Annotated in this window: 19 protein-coding genes; 1 reads left to right on the top strand and 18 read right to left on the bottom strand. The window is 65.2% G+C overall.

Annotation, left to right across the window (positions count from 1 at the left end; all coding sequences use genetic code 11):
- Nucleotides 1–6: 6 nt before the first annotated feature.
- The 10 genes from CSQ99_RS15755 to CSQ99_RS15705 all read right to left on the bottom strand — a co-directional run bounded on the left by CSQ99_RS15755 (nucleotide 7) and on the right by CSQ99_RS15705 (nucleotide 10,865).
- The gene (locus tag CSQ99_RS15755) at nucleotides 7–345 is read right to left on the bottom strand and encodes a hypothetical protein (RefSeq protein WP_099039982.1); all 339 of its coding nucleotides are present in this window, start codon (nucleotides 343–345) and stop codon (nucleotides 7–9) included.
- A complete protein-coding gene (locus tag CSQ99_RS15750; RefSeq protein WP_141562685.1) occupies nucleotides 342–1,178 on the bottom strand; it encodes a DNA adenine methylase in 837 nt (278 codons plus the stop codon). Before CSQ99_RS15750 ends, CSQ99_RS15755 begins: the two co-directional genes overlap by 4 nt.
- Entirely contained in the window at nucleotides 1,175–1,951 is a 777-nt protein-coding gene (locus tag CSQ99_RS30715; protein WP_141562684.1) for a hypothetical protein, read from the bottom strand. Before CSQ99_RS30715 ends, CSQ99_RS15750 begins: the two co-directional genes overlap by 4 nt.
- A complete protein-coding gene (locus CSQ99_RS30710; protein WP_141562683.1) occupies nucleotides 1,938–2,753 on the bottom strand; it encodes an ASCH domain-containing protein in 816 nt (271 codons plus the stop codon). The genes CSQ99_RS30715 and CSQ99_RS30710 overlap by 14 nt, the downstream gene beginning before the upstream one ends.
- Nucleotides 2,750–3,439, bottom strand: coding sequence for a hypothetical protein (locus CSQ99_RS15730; protein WP_099039977.1), 690 nt, complete (start codon nucleotides 3,437–3,439; stop codon nucleotides 2,750–2,752). The genes CSQ99_RS30710 and CSQ99_RS15730 overlap by 4 nt, the downstream gene beginning before the upstream one ends.
- Nucleotides 3,436–5,565: a hypothetical protein gene (locus tag CSQ99_RS15725; RefSeq protein WP_099039976.1), complete on the bottom strand. Its 2,130-nt coding sequence runs from the start codon at nucleotides 5,563–5,565 to the stop codon at nucleotides 3,436–3,438. The genes CSQ99_RS15730 and CSQ99_RS15725 overlap by 4 nt, the downstream gene beginning before the upstream one ends.
- Nucleotides 5,565–8,402 (bottom strand): ATP-binding protein, encoded by a 2,838-nt coding sequence (locus tag CSQ99_RS15720; protein WP_099039975.1) that lies wholly within the window; start codon nucleotides 8,400–8,402, stop codon nucleotides 5,565–5,567. Before CSQ99_RS15720 ends, CSQ99_RS15725 begins: the two co-directional genes overlap by 1 nt.
- Before the next feature lie 66 nt (nucleotides 8,403–8,468).
- Nucleotides 8,469–8,741: a hypothetical protein gene (locus CSQ99_RS15715; RefSeq protein WP_099039974.1), complete on the bottom strand. Its 273-nt coding sequence runs from the start codon at nucleotides 8,739–8,741 to the stop codon at nucleotides 8,469–8,471.
- A gap of 46 nt (nucleotides 8,742–8,787) precedes the next feature.
- Nucleotides 8,788–9,735, bottom strand: coding sequence for a conjugal transfer protein (locus CSQ99_RS15710; protein ID WP_099039973.1), 948 nt, complete (start codon nucleotides 9,733–9,735; stop codon nucleotides 8,788–8,790).
- Nucleotides 9,736–9,761: 26 nt separating this feature from the next.
- Nucleotides 9,762–10,865 carry a hypothetical protein gene (locus CSQ99_RS15705; protein ID WP_099039972.1) on the bottom strand — a complete coding sequence of 368 codons (1,104 nt, stop codon included), beginning with the start codon at nucleotides 10,863–10,865 and terminating at the stop codon, nucleotides 9,762–9,764.
- Between the two features lie 418 nt (nucleotides 10,866–11,283).
- Here CSQ99_RS15705 and CSQ99_RS15695 point away from each other — a divergent pair, with 418 nt between their 5' ends.
- The gene (locus CSQ99_RS15695) at nucleotides 11,284–12,099 is read left to right on the top strand and encodes a hypothetical protein (protein WP_099039970.1); all 816 of its coding nucleotides are present in this window, start codon (nucleotides 11,284–11,286) and stop codon (nucleotides 12,097–12,099) included.
- Between the two features lie 43 nt (nucleotides 12,100–12,142).
- Here the strand turns inward: CSQ99_RS15695 and CSQ99_RS15690 are convergent, their stop codons facing one another.
- The 8 genes from CSQ99_RS15690 to eccE all read right to left on the bottom strand — a co-directional run bounded on the left by CSQ99_RS15690 (nucleotide 12,143) and on the right by eccE (nucleotide 19,323).
- Nucleotides 12,143–12,445: a transcriptional regulator gene (locus tag CSQ99_RS15690; protein WP_141562682.1), complete on the bottom strand. Its 303-nt coding sequence runs from the start codon at nucleotides 12,443–12,445 to the stop codon at nucleotides 12,143–12,145.
- Nucleotides 12,446–12,640: 195 nt separating this feature from the next.
- Nucleotides 12,641–12,865, bottom strand: a complete 225-nt coding sequence (locus CSQ99_RS15685; protein ID WP_141562681.1) for a hypothetical protein — start codon at nucleotides 12,863–12,865, stop codon at nucleotides 12,641–12,643.
- 211 nt (nucleotides 12,866–13,076) lie between these two features.
- Nucleotides 13,077–13,433 (bottom strand): hypothetical protein, encoded by a 357-nt coding sequence (locus CSQ99_RS15680; RefSeq protein WP_099039967.1) that lies wholly within the window; start codon nucleotides 13,431–13,433, stop codon nucleotides 13,077–13,079.
- Nucleotides 13,423–14,841: a type IV secretory system conjugative DNA transfer family protein gene (locus CSQ99_RS15675; protein WP_099039966.1), complete on the bottom strand. Its 1,419-nt coding sequence runs from the start codon at nucleotides 14,839–14,841 to the stop codon at nucleotides 13,423–13,425. The genes CSQ99_RS15680 and CSQ99_RS15675 overlap by 11 nt, the downstream gene beginning before the upstream one ends.
- Before the next feature lie 17 nt (nucleotides 14,842–14,858).
- Nucleotides 14,859–15,272 (bottom strand): type IV secretion system protein VirD4, encoded by a 414-nt coding sequence (locus tag CSQ99_RS15670; RefSeq protein WP_099040024.1) that lies wholly within the window; start codon nucleotides 15,270–15,272, stop codon nucleotides 14,859–14,861.
- 117 nt (nucleotides 15,273–15,389) lie between these two features.
- Entirely contained in the window at nucleotides 15,390–15,785 is a 396-nt protein-coding gene (locus CSQ99_RS15665) for a hypothetical protein (RefSeq protein WP_141562679.1), read from the bottom strand.
- A gap of 92 nt (nucleotides 15,786–15,877) precedes the next feature.
- A complete protein-coding gene (locus CSQ99_RS15660) occupies nucleotides 15,878–17,647 on the bottom strand; it encodes an AAA family ATPase (protein ID WP_099040023.1) in 1,770 nt (589 codons plus the stop codon).
- 35 nt (nucleotides 17,648–17,682) lie between these two features.
- On the bottom strand, nucleotides 17,683–19,323 hold the full coding sequence (gene eccE / locus CSQ99_RS15655; protein WP_099039964.1) for a type VII secretion protein EccE: 1,641 nt from the start codon (nucleotides 19,321–19,323) through the stop codon (nucleotides 17,683–17,685).
- Between the last annotated feature and the right edge of the window lie 9 nt (nucleotides 19,324–19,332).

Raw genomic sequence — 19,332 nt, 5'->3', positions numbered from 1 at the left:
ACTCTCCTATTCGCCTACGAACGCCCACTGAACTTTCCTTGGCCCCAAAGGGATCGCTCGGATGATCCCTTCGCGGGCGAGGCTCCTCAGGTGCCGGTAGATACCCGTTCGGGAATCTTGCGAGGACCGCGGCCGACTCACCAAGTGCCAGGTGCGATGACACTCGATCACCCGCATCGACGCCGACCGTCGGGGTGCTTGGCACACCAGCTCACACCCCACGTCCAGACGGTGGGTCAGCCACGGCAGCATGCTGGCCAGCTCGGCGCTGGTCATCGGCGCATCAGCGGCCCGCAACAGCGCGACCAGCCGTTCACGGACGGCGAGAGTATCCGCAGTGGTCATGGCGCACTCCCGCCGCAGTCGCGAAGCTCGAAGAGATGCTCCTGCATCGACAGCACCCGGTTCGACCACAAGTGCACCGCCGACCCCTCGCGTGGCTCCCCAACCGGGGTATACGTCCAGCCGCGCACCGCACTGGCCGCTACGGTGTCGCGCTCAGCGCGGATCACTACGGCAGCCTTGGCCCTGGACACCGCCCGCAGCACCTCGATCGGCTCCACGCGTGCCCGCTGGATCAGACTGGCGCCCTGCGCCCCGAACACATCTGTTCGCAGATCAAGGTAGATACACACCCCGAGCTGGCGTTCGAAGGCGCCGATCAACTCCACCGGATGCGCAGACTCCAAGCTGACACTCTTGATGCGGGCGGCGGCGTCGGCCATCTGATCGACCGCCGCGCCCAGACCCGATGCCATCTTGCGGTGCGCCGAAGCGCTCTGCCACTGCGGTCGCATCCGCGCCGTACCGACCTGACTGTGATTGAGACGCAACCACACTCGACGGGCGACCTCCACTTCGTCTACGTCGCCTGGGGCACGGGAACCGCTAACCGCGGCGGTGAAGTCCACCCGCGAGTGCGGCGTGAGGGTACATGCCCGCGCCAAGTCCGCCGGCCGATCGCGCAGCACCTTCCAGAACGTGAGCAGCTCGCGGTCCACATCGTTGACGGTCTCTAGCGGGCTGCACGGCTTGTGAAGCAGGACTTCCAATGTTCCCGACAGAGGCTGGACATAATGGGTATGCCGAGGCAAGAGCCCGGCGATCTGCCGACCGATCTGTTCGGCGCGAGGGCCCCGTTCTGCCAGCGGCGAACGAAGAGGCACAGCAGAACTCATTGGCACACCGCACCTTCGTCATCCGGCCGCAACCGGTCCGACCGTGCGGACCCGGACTCTTTGAGCTTGCGCGCGTCCACGGTCTGGCGCTGAGGGATCAGCAGGGCCAGGCCCCGGGCGATACTGCCGTCCTTGGTAGTGACCGCACTGATTTCCCGTAGCCACTGCCCCAAGCTGGGACGGTCGTAGGGCGTCAGTGCCGCCAGGGCCACCACCATCGCCATCAGGTCGTACCGATCGGCCCCCTGCATTGCCCGCCACAGTTCATCGGGGCTGGAATCACCATGGACGTCGGCAACGACAGTGAGCGCCTTGCTGTAGAGCTGTCGGCACTCGGCGACACGGCTGTCACCCTGGGAGTACACCAGCGGGATCTCGCCCACCCCGAGCAGATGTCGCAGATGAGCTGCCACAGTGGACTTTTCCAGCAGCAACCCCGCACGTACAACGGCACGGTCGGTCCAGAGGTCATGGCCGTCATGACGATGGCTCTGCGGCCGCCAACCATCCCGGCTGAACTCCTCGCGATACTTTTCGAGCACGGTCGCGAGGCGATGCTGACTCACTCCGTAGAACTCTGCGACCTCATCGAGGCAGCGTGGCTGCCGGTCACCGGGGGCGATCAGCTCATCAAGGACCGCCACCACGCGACTGAGCTTGTTGCGGATCTTTCGGTCACGTTTTTGCTGCGCCAATCGGCGCTGTTCTTCTCGCTCGCGGTCGGTGCGCCACTGCTGCCAGCACCCCTGATCGCCATCGTCACCTGGATGCACCGGTATCTCCTTGCAGCCTGGCGTGCCGTGCGGCTTTACGACTGACCAGCGCCGACCAGGACACTGGCCGAAGCCTGTCAAAACCCTTCGCGTTGTCGTGCCATGGCCGGGCGGCCAGCCGCGCGGGAGATTCGAACACCCAGTGATACTTGGGTTGTCCAGGGTTAAACGGTGTCGTTCCCCACGGCGCACAGCACCCCTGGGCGCGGTGTACGTCGACCAGCACCGACGCGCCCAGCCAGCCCTGCTGGTCGCAATGAAAGCTCATCTCCCTCATGCCGAGACGCTGACCGAGCTCGATGCCGGCCTGGTCGATGCGGGTACCGCCGTAGATGAGCACCGGACCTCGATAGTCGGTCGAATCGGTGCGGTTCTCTACGTTCTTCCCACCGATCTGGCTCGACACCAGCAGTAGCGATGCCCACGGGCGGCGCACGGTTAAACCCATCGCCAGCCCGGTATCCGAGCAGGGGTCGCTGGTGTGCAGGATGTCGTGCAGCACATGACGGACGCAGCCGGAAGCGCCAGGCGCACAGTCGCATTCAACGGTGGCGAGAACATGACGGACCTGCGCGAGGTCGTCAAGCCTGCCTGCCAGACGCACCGCATACTCGACTAGGCCCGCCCAGCGATGCGCGTCGGGGGCCTCGGAGGCGCACGGCACCGGGTGCAGAGCACTACCGCGCGATCGGGCCGGACCGCCGTGCGCTGCCCGTGCGCCGATGCGTGGTGCTGTGAGGAGTCCGTGTTCGCGGGCCAGACTGCGGCGGGCCACGTCGCTGGGCAGAGTTGGGCTGCTCATGTCCGCGCCCCCACCTTGCCCTGGCGAGCCCGCTGGTGCTCCAGGATCAGCCGCTCCAGCTCCCCGGTACCGCCGTCGGCGGCCACCATCGGTAGCTGTCGCGCGAGCAGCGCTGAGGTGGTCGAGTCAACGGCCGTGCCGCTGTGATACGGGACTTCCTCGGTGTCGTAGGGGCCGACCGCAACGAACCCTCGCTCATCGACACGAGTGATGCGCCACCCGTAGTCATCGGTCAGTGTGGTTGCCGCCCAGTAGGCACGGCGCACCGATGCCGGGGGCTGCACTTCGTGTTGATGGGGCAGGTACCACGCGCATTGGGCATCAGCGGAATGGGCACGCCCCGCGGGCACCCGCAGGCGCAGAAGCGCCGCGATCATCATGCTGGCCGACTGCACCTCCTGGCGCCCCTCGGCGGCGCACTGGCCGAGCAGTCGGCAGGCGTGCAGTGTCAGCAGCGGTGCATCGGATTCCGCTGGCCTGCGCCCCAGCGTCGATGGGGTGTTATCGATCGGATCGGCGGCGACGGGCAGGTCCACTCCCGTCGGAGTGCGAAGGCGCACCCAGCCACCGAAGTCGAGGCCGAACCCGCGAACCGACCACCCGTGATTGATCATTCGTGACATGGCCCAATAGGCCCGGCCAGCCGTGTTCAGTTCGGTGTTTCGGTGGGCGTACGTCGCAGTCATGATGTCCTCCCGTCCTGCGGCGGCTGCGGCTTGCGCCCCGGAGACGCCCCGTCCGGGGTGGTCGGGTTTGATGCCGGTGATGTCCCAGTCGATGTCCGGGGCTCAGAAGGCTGCCCCGCGGGCCCGCGTGTGGGCGGTGCTTGTGGTCTGTTGGTTGGGGCAGCCCCTGGACGTCCTGGTGCTGGAGGGGCGCCCTTGGGCGCCGTCGCGGTGTTGCTGGCGGACGGGCCGGAGTCGCGGCTCTTGGCTTGCTGCTTTTCGGCCATCTTCGACGCGACCACGGCCCCTGCGACCACGGGTGCGGCCGGGCCGGCCGCCGCGGCGGCTGCTGCTGTGCCACCGCCTGCTGCCGCGCCACCGGCCGCCGCGCCGCTGGCTGCCGCCCCACCGCCGGCCGCCCCACCACCGGCCGCGCCGCGCGCCGCCGCGCCGGTGGCCGCTGAGGAGCTTGCGTGGGTACCCGTCGCCGGTGCGGGGCTGGGCGGCGTGGGCTGGGCAGTCGGTGGTGTGCGTGGCGCGGTGCCGTTATCCGACGGAATACCACCGGGGTTGGGATGCGGCTTGCGGCCTTTGGCCGTGGGGGCGCGAGTCCCTTCATCGCTGGGCTTGCCTGAACTCGGCAAGCCCACGCCGTCGGCGTTGATATCGCGGCGCATCGAGCGACTCATGTCCCGCATCGCCGGGTAGAAGCTCATCGGACCGGCCCCGACGGCAGCAGTCTTGCGCAGCACCGCGCCCGGGCCGGGCAGCCCGCGATCACCGAAGCCCCGCATCAGCGCCCTGAACCCGAACACTGCCCCGCCGGCGAACAGCAGCATGAGCAGCAAGATCGCGATCGGATGCTGAACCTCGAATCCTTCAAGGCTTCCGGTGGACACTCGTGACATCAGCACGAGAACAATCCCGAACGCCGCTGTCGCGAACAGCATTTCCAGGGCGTGCACGATCAGCTTGATGGCGGTGCGCTTGGCGAACTCGCGCTGCGGACCGGGCGCGACAGCCACTGCCGCGGCCGGCACCAGCACGAGCACGTTCCAAAACGCCTTGAATCCGATCCGGATGACTTCGCAGCCGATGTAGCACAGCAGCATCAGCACGACCAGCACGACGCAGTTGATGAAGAACATCAGCCCGATCGTCTCGCCGCTGAGGAAATGGGCATGGGCGTATGCGTCGTTGGCGCCGCAGGACCGCATAGCTTCCACCGGCCCGTTGTGGCTGCCCGCCGGTGCCATCGCCTGGGTTACGGGAGTCAGCACGGTGGACGCGTTGAGCGCGGCATTCCAGGCTTGCGCGCACCCCCCAATGTCGTCGATCACACTGCCGAAGTTGGCGATCTGAATGGGGTGGCGAATCAGCGTGGTAGCCATCCACTGCGAGAGGAGCTCGACCTGGCTCTCGGCGTTTCCGGACGGGTCGAAGCTGCCGTTGTTCGCGATCCCCAGCGAAAGCTCGAACCCGATCGCCCGACCGGCGGCGAGCAAGCCATTGTCACCGAGTTCCTTCACCGGGTCATTGAGGAAGAAGCCGATCAGCAAGATCACCAGGAAGCCGCTGCACATCACCCCAGCGCCGCGCCCAAAGCCCTTTGTCAGCGCGATGATGCCGCCGATGAACACGCAGATGACCAGCGCCAGTGGAATGATCTGATATTCACCAAGAATGTTGTTGATCGCGACCAGTACCGGCCCCGCCAGAGCCGCCAGCCAGCCCAGCCACGCCGAGCCCAGTGCGATCTTGATGAACCAGATCCCGACGGCGCCCACCATCACCAAGAACCCGCAGAACCAGCCGAGGACAACGGCCAATTGGCTGTAGGTCATGGCGATTTCGAATCGGTCCGTCAACGCGGGAATCCACGATCCCGGATCGATAATGCTGACGTCGCTGCCTTGGGTGCGGATCGCGTCGAGCATCGACACCGTACTGATGAAGTAGGTGCCCACCGGCTGGCCGTAGGTGTCCACGATCGGGCTGGGCCAGTTGAGTGCGCCGGCGAACCCGGCAGCCACCGCATGCGGCGCGGTCAGCAAGGCCATCATCCAGCCCGCCCACAGCAGTTGAGCAATCACCCACGCCCGCCGAAGTCGTGGGTGCGCGTACAGCCAGGCCGAATAGGTGGACATCACCGCACCGACTCCAGCGCTTCGTCCTCAAGACCGCGGGTATCAAAGGCTCGGACGAGTTCGGGCTGGACGGGTTTCAGCATGTCCACCAGGCCGGTGCGCCCCGCATCATCAATCATGTAGGCGTAGCCGTGCCCCTCGACCGTCCGCAGGTTCAGCACCTCGGGGTACTCATCGGGGTCAATCCCGATACGTTTGAACTCTTCGGTGGCTTCGTCTCGGGCCGAAGCCTTGAACGGCGTGATCACCCGCGTCGGCAAATCCTTGGTGGGAATCCCGTCGAAATACTCGACATGCTGCGCAATACCGATCAGCCCATAGCGCTGCTTGCGGCCCTGGGTGATCAGTTCGGTAGCGTCCTCTCGACCCACCGGGGAGGCGAAGTAGGCACGGGCCTCCTCCGCAACGAACCAACCAAACTTGCCCGGCCGCCGGTTCGGCCCGGTGTAGCTCTCCCGTGTCAGCGCCGCGATCATCCCGTAGATCGCCAATCCCGCTCTCGCGCGCGCGGTCTGACGCTTGTAGAGGTGCAGATCCTCAGTCTGCGAAGTCGTCGGCAGCTCCAGATCACCGGTCAGCCAGATCACCGCGTCCTTCTCAGCGATCGGCGGCGTCGGCAGCGACTCATCGAACATCGCCCGCAGATAGTCGATATTCGCCCACATATCCAGGCGCGCGGCCAGCTCCGCATACTCCTTCTGAGCGCTGCCCTGCAAGCCGTTGAGGTAGCGCACCAGGCCGCCCATGCTCTCGGCCACCCGCTGATCAGGGCGCAGCAAAAACCGTAGCTGCCGGGCAATTTCGGCGTCGGGCTCGACACCCATCATGGGCAACAGATGATCGAGCGTGCGTTCCACCGCGATCTCACGGCGAAAGATCCGCAGCCCGTCGACCGAAATCTGCCCGCGTGTGGGATCAAGCACGGCCACCCGGTCCCCCAAATGCGCCAGCGCGGGCACCCACTCCCGATTGGAGCCGGGGTCAAGGATGCTGCACTGATTGCCCCGGGCGATCAGTCCGTCCACCACCCGCTTAGCACCCTGGGACTTGCCGCCACCGGGAGGCCCGTAGAACAGCATCCCGGGCGCCTGTCGCCGCCTGCCCGCACCTTCGGGTTCAATCAGGACAGGTGTCGGCCGCCGGGTGGACAAATTGCGGGCGAACAGAATCCCGGTGTCGTGACCGAGCTTGCTTGACACCAGCGGCGAAAAGCGTGCCCACTCTGTGGTGGTCGTGGGCTGGCTGAACTGGCTTCGGGGGCTGCGTTCTTCACTGCCTGCCAGCCCGGTCTGCCACAGCCCGAGTTGGGCGCTGCCGCGCGGCCTGCTCAAGGTGGTGTCGAGGTCTTCTGCGAAGTGCGTTTGCAACTGCTGGCAGGCCCCGTCGAGCTGGGCCCGTGAATGGGCTCCGACCGACACGACGGTGGTGGCCTCCACCTCCCGTTCCAGTTTCGACGCCCTCAGCTTGGCGTTGTACTCCTCGGCCGAGGAATAGCGCTCAATCAGGTCACTGTCGCTGGACCGTCGCCCAGCCCGCTGAAATGCCTGATCATCGAGATTGCGCTGAGCGCGGTCGATCCGGATCAGCGCCTGCTCGGCCGGGCGCGTTGAAATGTGCTGCACCCAGTCGATGTCGATGTCGGCAGGTGCGTCGACGTCGTAGAGCGACAGCAGATACTCCGCGCGCGGGTAGGCCAATCCGCCGCGCGGCATCTGCGCCACGGCCAACGTGCTTTGGAAACTCACCCGATCCTGGGTGCCTCGGATCACCAGCACCGCGGCCAGCGACGGCACCACCCGCCGCCACCACAGGCGATGTCGTCTCCGGGTCTGCTGGTCACCGCAATCGAAATGTGCAGGCACCACGGCCGCGAAGTCCACCTCGGTAAGCCGTTCGGGCCCCCCGGAACCGTGCGGAAACGGATCATCGACTGCACCCATCGCCAAGCGCCGCCTATACCACCAGTGGATCTGTCGCGGCGTGGCCGGTCGCGCGTTGAACTCAGCGGGAATCTTCGACAGGATCGAGGCCGACATTTCCTGGTAACCCGCAAGCGATCTCGGGTCATCGGGGTCACGACCGGCGACCACGGTGGCGGCCTTGGCCAGCCCACCCACCCCGGTTCGGCCGGCCTGACCGGAGTCCACCGGAACTCGTATGCCGAACACCTGCTCGTAGAAGGGCTCGATCGCCAAGAAGTCTTCCCAGTCCCGGACTTCCTGCACCCACGCAGGCTCATTGGCGTAGCCCGAGAGCATCCACCGCAACAGCCGCCGGTGGTCGAGGCGCACGCAGCAGCCCCACAGCAGTAGCCCAGAGGGAAGTTGGCGCACCAGAGGGCGGTGACGCATCGCAACGGCGTCCTTGAGCGCGTAGGGCATCATCCCGCCGGGCTGCCCGTCGACGATGAACTCCGCGTAGACACCCCCGGAGGTGAAACTCAGATTCCCGATCACCTCTTTGGGCGGCGACAGTGCGGCCTCGCCGTCACCGTTGATACCGGCCTTGCGTTGGGTGTGGAACAGCCCACCCAGCAGCCAGCCGATGCGATACAGCGGGCTGGGCCGCGACACGGGGACCTGCCGGGCTGCCACCGTCAGCGCTGCGGTCAGCGCCACACCGAACAGCGCGATGGCGACCGCATGCCCGGAATCAAGCCACTTGCGGGTGGCCCAGACTGTGGTGGTGATACCGATCAGGAAGGTGGCGCCGTCCCAGATGCGCCACGGTGCGAACCACAGGCGGGTGTTGTCGTCAATGTGGGAGACATAGATGGGGAAGTCGCGCACATCGGCGTAAACCCGCGCCGTTTGTCCGCGAAAAGTGTTCTCACCCATCACATATTCCTCACTGACTGTCGTGAACCGTGCTGTTCCACCCGCGCGGTAGCTACGCGAAGTGACCTAGCCGAACTGTCCGGTGGTGATGCCGCCCCCGTGCTTGTCCACCGTGCCCTTCACTGAGACGGCCAAGCCGACCGCGCCGAGGATGATCGCCGCGACGGCGACCCCGCCGAGCACCTTGCCCATCGCCGCGCCGAACCCGCGCACCAACGCGAACGCACCGGCGACGCCACCAACCGCGATGGCGATGATCGCCAGCGGTATCTGAGCCGATTCCCACAGTGACGGGATTGCGGTGAACAAATCCCCTGCGGCCAAGGTGGTTTCAATCATTTCTGTTCCCTTTCCTTGTGGCACGGCCGCTGGATGGACGTGCCGGTCAGTTCGGTGTTGCTGAACTCCAGTCGGTGGCCACCGCGGCCGGTACGAGACTGTCGTCGGTAGATACCGCTGGCGCCTTATCGATCGCGGCCACAAGCCAGCGACCGCCAACCCCACGAAGCGTCAAGGGGTAGACCAGCGGCGAGGGGGCGAACTGAGAGTTCACTGCCGTCACACGGACCAACACGCGGGCCAGCTCGCCGTCTGCGGGCACCGAGGGGGGAAACCCAAGCGCGGTAACCCCGTGCACCGCAATGCTTTCGTATGCATTGCCCAGCCCGGCAATCATCGAGTCAGTGGTCACGTATTGCTCCACCCCGCCAGCTGTCGTCAGATACGCCTTCAAGAACCCGGTCGCGGTGCTGTAGGCCGCATCGGACTCACTGAGGGTGCTCGGGTAGCTCAGTGGGAGGTCCGCGCCTGCGCCGGGCCCGCCGATACGCGCCGGAAAGCTGGCCGCGCGGGGACCGAAGCGTGACCACAGGACCGGGACGCGGTACAGCGCGCGATGCGGTGCGGCCGATTCGTAGGGTCGCTGGGTCACCCCTACCACCACGGAATAGACTTCGGCGTCGGCGTCCTGCCCGGCGACGCCCTCCAGGGACACCGCCACGATGGTGGGGGTGTTGATCACCACCGCCGGAGTTGAGGGAAGCTCCAGCGTTGCCGGATCGGCGCTGATGAACTGAGTCAAACTGGCGGCGTCCTGGGTGTTGGCCTCCAACCACACCGCGACGAAATCCTGAGCGAACGCACCGACCACCGCCGAGCGGTTAACCACCGCCCGCGACGGCTCGCTAAGGTCCGGTGGTGTGGCAAACAGGAACTGCCACACCACGTTTATCCCCGCCAGTGCGGCCAGAATCAAGATTGCAGGCGTTCCGAACTTCACCAGCGCACCCTGGGTGCCGCTGATTCGTTGTTGCCAGATACGACTCATCGCCATGGGTCAGTCCCGTCAGTCCCTCGCCGTTACACCGGCTTGTGGCCGATGATCTTCAAACTCTTGATCGCAAAAGCCGCGTCGACCGGATCGCTGTTCTGTTGCCCACCACCGAGCACCCCGGGCAATTGCGGAAGCTCCAGACCCAAAGGGCCACTCGGCTTATTCGTGGCGCTCGCCCCGCCCTCGGGCTGCGCCGGCGGACGGGAGGTCTCCCGGACCAGCATGCGGATCTTGGATGCCAGCACGCGTTTGATCGGCTGCACCGCCTCGCCGTGGACGTTCTTGGTTTCCTGGGTCACCAGCGTGCCGTCGGTGTCGTTGAACGTGTACTGCACGGTGGTGACCACCCGATACTGCGACCACGGCTTCGTTCCGCTCGCATCGGTCCCCACCCAGCCGAACTCGCCCGAAATGGCGGTGATCAGGTGAGTGCCGGGCAACTCGATGTCAATGAACTGGCCGTCGCCGCCGCCGCGCACACACACGAACGCCGCGTGAGGGTCAGTGCCCGCCATGGTCTGCGCCGAGGTCGAGCCTTCCGCGCAGGAACCCATCGCATCGGCGGTGTAGGAAATCGGGCGGTCCAGGGTGGGAGAGGCGGCCGGGGCTGGCGCTGCCGGGCGCGGCGGTGGCAGCGCCACGGCGTCGGCCCCGTTCGGAGTGCCTGTCGGCTTGGACTCATCCGAGCCGTACACAGCGACTGCTCCGACGATTGCCACCAACACGGCCACCAGCCCGGCGCCGGCGAAGCCCATGGCAACCTTGCCGTCGAACCGCCGTGCCCGGCGCGGTTCCGCCGCGCCGTCCTGGCCATCGTCAACCGGCCCGGTGAGGGCTTGCCCGTCGACCGGATAGTCGTCGTAGTCGGACACGTCGTCATCGCCGGGGCCCGCTTCCCCATCCTCCGGGTCGCGGCAATCCCCGAACCCTTGCTCGGCAGGCGCGTCGTCGCCAGCATCGTCGTCGGGATCGCCGCCGATGTCGTCGTAGCCGTCCTCATCCTCATCGAGGGCGGTGTACGTGCTTTCGGCTCCCGGCGGCAGGTCAAAAGCTGGTGCCTGCGGATAGCCGAACCCATCGTCGTCCTCAGCGGTCAGATTGTTCGACCACTGATCATTGGTGAGCGTCATCGCTGTCCCCGTCCGGCGCCGTGCTGCAAGGTCGATGCACTACGTGAGCTGAGGTGGCGGCGCTGACCTCTACGGCTAAACCGCTTGCTGGATCGCCGGGCCGGTTGCGGCTCCGGAACCTGGCAGACCAGCGCGGCTGGCCATAGCGGAGAGCCCCCTACGGGCGTGTAGCCGCCCATAGCGCCGGTGTTTACCGATGAGTCAGTCCGTGGTGCTGCGCCGGCCGGATCGTCCCGGCGGCAGATACGGCGCACCAGAAGCACCATCAACACCACAAACAGCAAGGTCAGAAGGCCAATCGCAACGATTGCGACGAGAAGCGCGGCGATGGGGTAGACCATCGCACTGCCCATCGCTACGCTGTCCGTCATGATCATCATGCTGACAGAATACGCAGTGGAAGGCAACACGTAAACAAATGGTGTTCACTTCGAGTGTTGACCGGTACGACGAGCTCCGCCGTGAGTGGATTGCCGAGCACGCGGGCATCTTTTCGATGCAGATCCGCCGCGCCGAGCTGCTCAATCGCAAAATCCGCCGCCGAACCCGTGACGTGGCCGGCGCCAGGCCCAGCCCGTACAACGACCACCCCAGCCATCCGCTGCTGACCCGCGGCGTCAAAACCGTCGAGGGTGTCCTGGAAGTCAGCATCGTCATCGCGGCCGCCATCTTGGCCCCCATCGGCTGGCCGCTGGGCAAGCTCATCTACCACCGCAGCGAGGCGCTGATCCCCGGCCGACTGCGCTCCTACCCCATCCCCGCCTTCCTGTGGTCAGCCGTCGCCCTGGGTGCCCTCCTGGTGCTGCTGTACCGACCCGCAGACACCTTGACGAACACCGTCCTGGCGCCCTGGCTGCTCGCACAGCTCCCCGCGGCAGCCCTGACCGCCGGAATCTACGGAATCCTCAACGGCTGGTTAGCAATAGACGGGTCGACCGACTGGTGGCCCCTCGCCCCGACTGCCCCGACGGTGACCCTGACCCTGCCGCTTCTCCCGGACGACATGACCGCCCCATCGCCGTTTCGCACCATCGAGCCAGCAGACCCCATCGACCGCACCCCACTGGGTGCCGGTGCGGTGCGCCCCATGCCTCGTTCAGGCAAGCTCATCGTTGTCGGCCTCATCCTCAACGCCGCCGGTATCGTGTGGACGCTGGCCGCAGTAGGAGTAGGCATCAAAACCTTTGCCGAACAAGCATTCACACCCAGTAGCACCATCGGATCAAGCTACTGAGCCTCGGGCACCGCCGCTCACACCTGTGATGCCCACCGCGCAGCTACACCCCGGAAGCCGCGAGGAACTGTTCGCGGCTGTCGGCGTCAAGTTCGAGCAACAGGCTGGTCAGTCGACGGACATCGGGGTTGCGGGCGAGATCAAGCCAATCGAGTTCAGCATTGAGAGCCTGCCGATAGCCCGAATCGGTGAAGTAATCGGCACGGATACCGAAGAATTCGGCGATCATCTCGATCACCTCACGTGACGGCTGCGTACGCTGGCCCGTCCGCAGTTGCGACAGGTACGGTGCCGACAAGCGCATCCCGCCACGCTCAATCCACTGAATCAGCTCCTGGCTGGTCAACCGACCACGGTCAGGCGGATAGATGCTGGCGAACAACCGGTTGAGCCCCACAGCAAAACTGCCGTCATCGCCTGACCGACCTTGGACATGCGAGGGCTCCGATGTTTGCGCCTCAACCCCTATACCCACGATCCCCCGATTCCCTTCTCCGTAAACCGAATTGAGCTTCCATGCCAGGCAGCGAACATGTTGCGACTACACCGAGGGCCACTGATCCGCAGGTTCCACGGTGTCGTCCGCACAGGTGCGCGCTCGCGGACTGGTCAGCGGAGTCAACGTCTGCCCGCCGGCAGGCGAGGTCGGCTCGAAGGTCTCAATGCAGTGCTGCAGGTGCGCGGCAGCTGCGCGAAATCGGCGGACGATCTCCCATACGACGAACACCACTGCACCAACACCGATGACCCAACCGACTGCCGTCACGAGCACGCTCCCGACGCTCGTGCCGCGACACTGCGACGAGTGCTATTGCCATGAAGCGCGATGGTGGTGTCCCGTTGCCGAACAACGACGACCCGTCGGCGAACCCCGCAGATAGGAAACGCACGCGAAAGTCGCTTGATGAAGCGATGTTCGACGCGGCACGACCGAAGCCCCGATGATGGACTTCCCCCGTTAATACTGGCCGTGAGCATCAGCGACGCTCAGGCGGGTTGCACACGTGCATGGCCCGGATCTCATTGAGGCCGCCAGCATCACGCATTATGCGCAGAAGGTGAAGCTGTGCGTCGATGCCGGTACGCGATCCTGTCTCGGTGAGATAAATTGCCGGTACACCGAAGAACTCGGCGGCCGCACTGAGCTCTGCGCGGCTGGTATCGCCGCTCACCCCTGATCGCAACGCCTCCAGGCCCACGGCACTGACCGGCACACCACCTCGCGCCGTGATCGCGGCTGCAGCTGCGGCCGTGGTCAGAGGGGGCTCTGCACGCTTGTGAATCACGTCAAAGAGCAGATTTATCCGCCGTGCAAGCTCAGGATCAGCGCGCATTGTCACGATCCGCCCACATGCGCCGCACCATACGGCGAAGCTTGCCCGGTCCGACGGTGCCAGGATCGGTACCTTGGCCTCGCGCTCTGGCGAGGATCGCTTGGCTGGTCTGATCGTAGAGCTCCAAAAAGACTGACCAGTCCGGTATCTCGACGCAGGTACCCACCCCACCACGAATCAACAGGCGCGCATGCTCGCGCGTAGGCGGCAGAAGCTCCTGCCAGCGCAGCGTCGCACCCAGATCGTTGTTCAGGTTCTTCCCGCCGTCGTTCTGGCTGAAGCCTTGCGGCCGACGGTTGGTCAGCCCAGACCAGTGCTCGGCGGCGGTGAGGAGCTCTTCTTCGCGCGCACCGAACATGATGATCGAGGCCGGGAAGATATCGCGCAACTCATTGGCGTACACCGACCCGTAGACCGTATCGAGCTGAGAGGATGCCTGTACCGCGACCATCAGGTTGATACCGAGGCCGCGGCCTTCTCCCACGATGCGCCGGAGGTTGGGAATGGGTGCGGTATTGGGCAATTCGTCAATAACCATCAGCAGGCGGTGCATAGGCTCCCTGGCTGAGGTTTTCTCGCGCCACCGCCGCACCAGAGAGTCCAGCAGGGTCACCGCTGAACCGGCCACAGTGCCATCGGCCGGCGCCAGAATGAACAGGGTTGCCAGGGGATCATCGAGAAAATCAGGGGTGAACGGCTCGAAGCCCTCACGGTTGAGCAGCGAGGTGCGCAGCCACGGCGTGATCGCCTTGCGCATGGTGATGGCCACCGAGTCCCGTTGGCGCGGATCCATTTCCATGATCCGGGCCATGCCCATTGCCAGCGTCGGGTACTCGTAGCACAGCGCTGCGGCCTGCACCCACCCCGGCTCGGTGCTGTTCTCCGGGTCGATATTGTCGACCGCAGTAAGCACCCAGGACATCCCCTTGGAATTACCCTCCGGGGAGGCTGCGTAGAGGAACGCGGCCAGCGGCCCAGCCGCCTGGGACTCCCACACCCCGCCATCGGACACCTGGTCCGCACCGGAGCCCAAACCGACCGTCGACATCTGCATGATCGTCTCGGCCACGGTCAACGCTTCGTACGGACTGTGGATGCTGACGGTCGGATCGTAGGTATTGGCGACCACCCCGTCGGGATAGACAGGCGAATTCAGCGGACGCAAGTCCAGCAGCGCCTTGGGTCCCCACCTTCGCTCCATCACGTACTGCATGAGGTCGTCCTTGGACGATACGACCACCGCCGGCCCGCCCCACAGCGTGGCCGCGGGCGCTAAGAGCCGCCGACTTTTACCCGTCTCGGTCGGGGCCGAGACCAGCACATGCGCTGCACTGCTAGGCACAAACATCTCATTGCCACCGGCACGACGACCGAAGCCGCAATACGGAGTGGATGGCTTGACGTACATAGCGTTTGGCCTTTCGCTTAGCCGCGAGCCGACTCGGCCATCGCATTGGGGAACTCGTCCAGCGCCGTACGCAGCGCCAACACCAGGCAGTCTCGCTGGCGCCCATCGAGCCCGGTCAGGCGTGCCACCGAACTCGCCATCAGCGGGTGGCGGGTCGCGCACAGCAGTGCCGCACGCGCCCACCCGGGCCGCACGGTGTCCTCGGAATCAGCGTTGTCGACCGCAGCACGTACCCACGGCTCCCCCTCGCCGCAGCCCTGCGGGCCCGCAGCGAAGAGGATCACTGCCAGCGGGTCGACCGCGCGCACCTCCCAGATGGTGGCCTCAGAAACCTTGCCCAAGCCGCCCTTGCCGAGCTTGAGCAGGCGGTGCGCCAAATCCACCGCCGCATCCATGCCGGACAGAGATCCGACCGCTTCACCCAACGACATGACCATACAGTGACACAATTAGTCATAAGTAGTCAACACGAACACATTACGCGCACAATTGCGCAAGGTGGTCTGCGCGCCAGCCCGGCAGCGGACATCACGAGTTCCCGGGCGGGCCTACCTGTGGATTGGCGACGACGGACGTCGTAGATCGACACTGCTACTGCCCCCGTCGAGCATGACCGGGCGCACGCCCTGTCGACCGCAGAAGTCTACGTACCGCCGCCAACGGGCCTCGTCATCGCAGAACGGACAGGTCTGCGGGTCTATGCCCTTCCGGTCGTGAGCCGTGCACTCCTCGAAATGCTGGAACCGGGCGGCGAGCTTCGTCACGACTTCTTGCCAGGAGCAACCGGACTGCCCGGGTGACTTGGCCTCGTAGAGCCGCAGTGCGGCGGTGTCGCGGAAATAGGGGCAATCATCCCGAAGTTCAACGTGATCCGTGCAGATCTTGTCGCTAAGCCCCGCGGCGAAAATCGTCGCCAACCGCTTCCACGTTGTTCGCGCCGTCATCCTCACACCTCAAGTAGCGGCCGTCGCCGGTACCCGCCCCTACCGATACCTCACACCGCGAACGAGCGCGGTGGTTGGGGCGCAGCAGCGCATCACGAGTTCACCCGTTGGCCAGGTACGTCATTGGCTCCTTCGGTCGTCAGAGCTGAGGCCAGTGCACGGGCCATGTCGTCGTCGGTGACGTCGAACGCGGCGCGATCGGAGGTGGCCAGTTCTCTCAACCCCGCAGAGCCCAGCGTGTGCATCCGGCGGGCACGTTCCCGCTTGCACGCCAACACCACCTTGCGGGCGTAGCGACCGTTGCCCGCGGCGTCGAGAGCGGTGCCCGCCTTGGCGGGAATGGCGCGAAGACGATCCGTTTCTTGCCGCAATAACTCCCACGCACTCTCGGCAACGGTCACCTTTTCCTGATCCGCGATTGACCGGCCGATAGCGACGATCTCGTCAGCGTTGTAACTGTCGAAGGTCAACGTGAAGTGGAACCTGCCCGCGAGGCCGGGATTGGTTGCCATGAACCGGCGCATCTCAACCGGGTACCCCGCCACGATGACCACGAGCTGGTCGCGGTAGTCCTCCATGTATTTGAGCAATGTGTTGATGGCGTCCTTGCCGAAAGAATGCCCCTCCGTTACAGGCGCGAGCCGGTAGGCCTCATCGAGGAACAGAACCCCGCCCAGCGCTTCTTCGCAAATGTCGCGCATCTTCTCAGCGGTCTTCGATACGTAGCCGACCACGATGTCTTCCTCGGTCACTTCCAGTGGCTTAGGACGATCGATTTTCCCCAGCCCGAACAGGATTTCGGCGACAATCCGCGCATAACTTGTTTTCGCTGTGCCCGGTGGACCTTCAAAGACCATATGGTTCTCATTGGCGGTGCCGACATCCTCCCCTTGCTCTGCAAGAAGAAGATCAATCTCTATTTCCGTGCGCCACACCGCGATCTGTTCCTTGGGCCCCTCTAGACCGATGAACGCCGCCAGCCGTTCCTCCGCGCGGGCGAGCACTTCTTGACGGGTGGCGTCGCGGTCAGCTTGGTCGCGGGCGGCGCGGCTGGTGCCGGTGGCCGGATCCCACTTGTCGGTTCGAGTGGCGATCGTCTCCGGGTCGGTGATGTCCAACCCGAACGTTCGATCATTGAGTGCGACCTGAGCACGCTCGAAATCCGGCCACTGCACACGGATTCCGGTCAACACCGCCTCGGATTCCTCGTCCTCACCTTGATGGCGAAGTACCAAGGCCTGACAGAACAGGGCATCGCGTGTCAGCGGATCGTTAACGCCAGCCCCCCGCGCAGCCAACCCTTCCGTAGGCGTCGACTTCCCGTCGATAACGCGCTGCGCCGCCTGCAACGCCGGCTGGATCAAGCCAAGACTGGCCGCCGCCCAGGCCTCCAGCAGACTCGCCGCCCGAACCAGATATACATCCCTGGGGTTTTGGGTACATACTCCCACCGCGGCCAACACGTCGGGCCAGCGCTGTGTCTTCGTCGCCAGACACGCTCGCACATACCCGGTTTCGGGGTGATCAGCCGGTAATCGGTCGAGTACGTCACTGGCCTGTTGAAACTGATTCGTAGTGAGCAGCGCGGCCGCGTAGGCAAGCTGGGCGGTGGTCTGATCAACGATCGGGATGCGCGCGTACTCAATGTCGAAGAACGCACCCATCCTGGCAGGGGTCAGTTGCAGCCGGCTCAACCCTTCGCCCAGCCGGTCAGCGTGCTCGTAGAGCTTGGACAGCACCGTCAGCGTCCGCTCCCCGGTCGCGTATCGGCCTAACCATCCGTCTGCCAGCGCGGGATCATCCTGAGTGGCCAGTACGAATACTTGGGCCGCGCGCTCAGGCGCAGTCCCCACTACCTTCATCGCCGCACGCAGGGCATCCAAGGAACGCTGGCTGATCACGCCTGCACCACCAGATGGGATAGGAACTGTGCCTCATTGCGGGGCCGCATGATGCTCAGTCGGACTCCTTGCACACTTGGGGTGCTGAGCACGAGCTCATCGCCGGAATGCTGGATCAGCGTCACATCTGCATCCGGTTCGGCGACGTCGCTCAGCGTGATCAGGGTATGCCCACGCTCGCCGGCCGTGACGCCGTGTCCGATCCCGTCAGCGACAATGATGTTCGGAGAGCGCACGGGCTCGCGATCGCTGGCGATGCTGATGCGATGGGTGTTGTCGCACAAGGGTTGCCACACCTGCGGCCGGTCGGTATGGATCAGGATGACCGACCCTGCGGCACTGGCCCGCAACAGCAGCGGAATCACGGTGTCCAGCGCCGCACATAGCGAAATCTTGCTGGCGCGCAGCGGATCGGTGAGTGGCATCAGGAACGGAACGCCCGTCACCGTCATTCCCAGCATGGGCCCGCTGGGCCCGGCCGGCACTTTCAGCTCGGCCGGGTCGAGCAGCCGGCGCGGTGAAATCTCAAGGCGCAGCGCCCGATCGCCGAGTGGCAAGCTTGCCAGCAGCGAGTCGAAGCATTGCCCGATGACCGGTCGCAGCGTCAGCAGGGGCGGATGAGTGATCGGTGCCGGGGTGTGAAACCGCACGACTGCCCCGGCTGCGACCACTCCAGCCCGGTTGGCGGTCAGGCGAATCGAGGTGACCGTGGCATCAGAGCGCACCGTCCACACGTCGTTGAGCACCCGCGTGCTGAGATCCTTGCCCGCGATCCGATATGTCGTCACGTATTCAGACACCGTGTCCAGGTAGCTCCAGCCCTCCCGAATCCGGTTAAGCTCTGCACCGGCCAGCAGCGTCGCGGTGGCCTGGTTCATCTGATCGGCCGTGCACGTGATCGCCCGGCAGCCCGCTCGAAGCACCGACTGGCGGACCCGCTCGGTGGCCGCTGCTGCGGCGGCGGCCGCATCGCCGCGATACACCATCGCTGCCAGGCATGCTTGCGGGCGCAGTCGCAGCACCAGCCAGGTGCGTCGCTCCCCGACGGCAGCGCGGTCAGCGATAATCTCTTCGTATTTCGGGGTGTAACGCCCGTCATGGGCCACTCGGGCCCCCGCTGACACCACATCGGCCGAATGCAGCTCCAGTCCGGCGAACTGATGGAGCTGGTCGATAACTCCTTGCAGGGGAATCAGATTGGTCGTCTCTGCGCCAGCAGGTACCAGCACCGTCGGCGCGAATGCCTTGCCGTGCAACGCAATCATGGTCACCGCGTACTGGCCATCCCAACGCATCCCGACCGCGCCAGCCCCTGGCATATCCACGGTGAATGCAGGAGGAATGCCGGCACGTCGCAGGTGGGCCTTCGCGCTACGGCGGAAGTAGGCATAGCGTACGGCGCGGATAATCCATCCCCACGCCGTGGCGCCGTTATAGCTGAGCGTGACCAGCAGCAGGGCCGCCACCGCGATCAGCACCGCTGCCCACCAGGCCACCGGCGTGATGGCGACCAAGACAGTCAACGCGATGACCTCGGCAATGATCACCAAAGACAACCGCAAGTCCAAGCGCCACCGCCGGATCTGTTCGTTCAAACCGGCTTTCGGGCCGGGAATATGTTCCTCTAACATCACCATTGGAACGGC

The sequence above is a fragment of the Mycobacterium neglectum genome (assembly GCF_002591975.1).
Taxonomy (GTDB): Bacteria; Actinomycetota; Actinomycetes; order Mycobacteriales; family Mycobacteriaceae; genus Mycobacterium; species Mycobacterium neglectum.
Note: the sequence above shows the minus strand (reverse complement) of the source record. Positions and strands in the feature narration are given on the sequence as shown.

Coding starts and splice junctions, on each gene's coding strand:
- CSQ99_RS15755 (WP_099039982.1), bottom strand. CDS start 345: ATGACCACTGCGGATACTCTCGCCGTCCGTGAACGGCTGGTCGCGCTG.
- CSQ99_RS15750 (WP_141562685.1), bottom strand. CDS start 1,178: ATGAGTTCTGCTGTGCCTCTTCGTTCGCCGCTGGCAGAACGGGGCCCT.
- CSQ99_RS30710 (WP_141562683.1), bottom strand. CDS start 2,753: ATGAGCAGCCCAACTCTGCCCAGCGACGTGGCCCGCCGCAGTCTGGCC.
- CSQ99_RS15730 (WP_099039977.1), bottom strand. CDS start 3,439: ATGACTGCGACGTACGCCCACCGAAACACCGAACTGAACACGGCTGGC.
- CSQ99_RS15725 (WP_099039976.1), bottom strand. CDS start 5,565: ATGTCCACCTATTCGGCCTGGCTGTACGCGCACCCACGACTTCGGCGG.
- CSQ99_RS15720 (WP_099039975.1), bottom strand. CDS start 8,402: ATGGGTGAGAACACTTTTCGCGGACAAACGGCGCGGGTTTACGCCGAT.
- CSQ99_RS15715 (WP_099039974.1), bottom strand. CDS start 8,741: ATGATTGAAACCACCTTGGCCGCAGGGGATTTGTTCACCGCAATCCCG.
- CSQ99_RS15710 (WP_099039973.1), bottom strand. CDS start 9,735: ATGGCGATGAGTCGTATCTGGCAACAACGAATCAGCGGCACCCAGGGT.
- CSQ99_RS15705 (WP_099039972.1), bottom strand. CDS start 10,865: ATGACGCTCACCAATGATCAGTGGTCGAACAATCTGACCGCTGAGGAC.
- CSQ99_RS15695 (WP_099039970.1), top strand. CDS start 11,284: ATGGTGTTCACTTCGAGTGTTGACCGGTACGACGAGCTCCGCCGTGAG.
- CSQ99_RS15680 (WP_099039967.1), bottom strand. CDS start 13,433: ATGCGCGCTGATCCTGAGCTTGCACGGCGGATAAATCTGCTCTTTGAC.
- CSQ99_RS15675 (WP_099039966.1), bottom strand. CDS start 14,841: ATGTACGTCAAGCCATCCACTCCGTATTGCGGCTTCGGTCGTCGTGCC.
- CSQ99_RS15670 (WP_099040024.1), bottom strand. CDS start 15,272: ATGTCGTTGGGTGAAGCGGTCGGATCTCTGTCCGGCATGGATGCGGCG.
- CSQ99_RS15665 (WP_141562679.1), bottom strand. CDS start 15,785: ATGACGGCGCGAACAACGTGGAAGCGGTTGGCGACGATTTTCGCCGCG.
- CSQ99_RS15660 (WP_099040023.1), bottom strand. CDS start 17,647: ATGAAGGTAGTGGGGACTGCGCCTGAGCGCGCGGCCCAAGTATTCGTA.
- eccE (WP_099039964.1), bottom strand. CDS start 19,323: ATGGTGATGTTAGAGGAACATATTCCCGGCCCGAAAGCCGGTTTGAAC.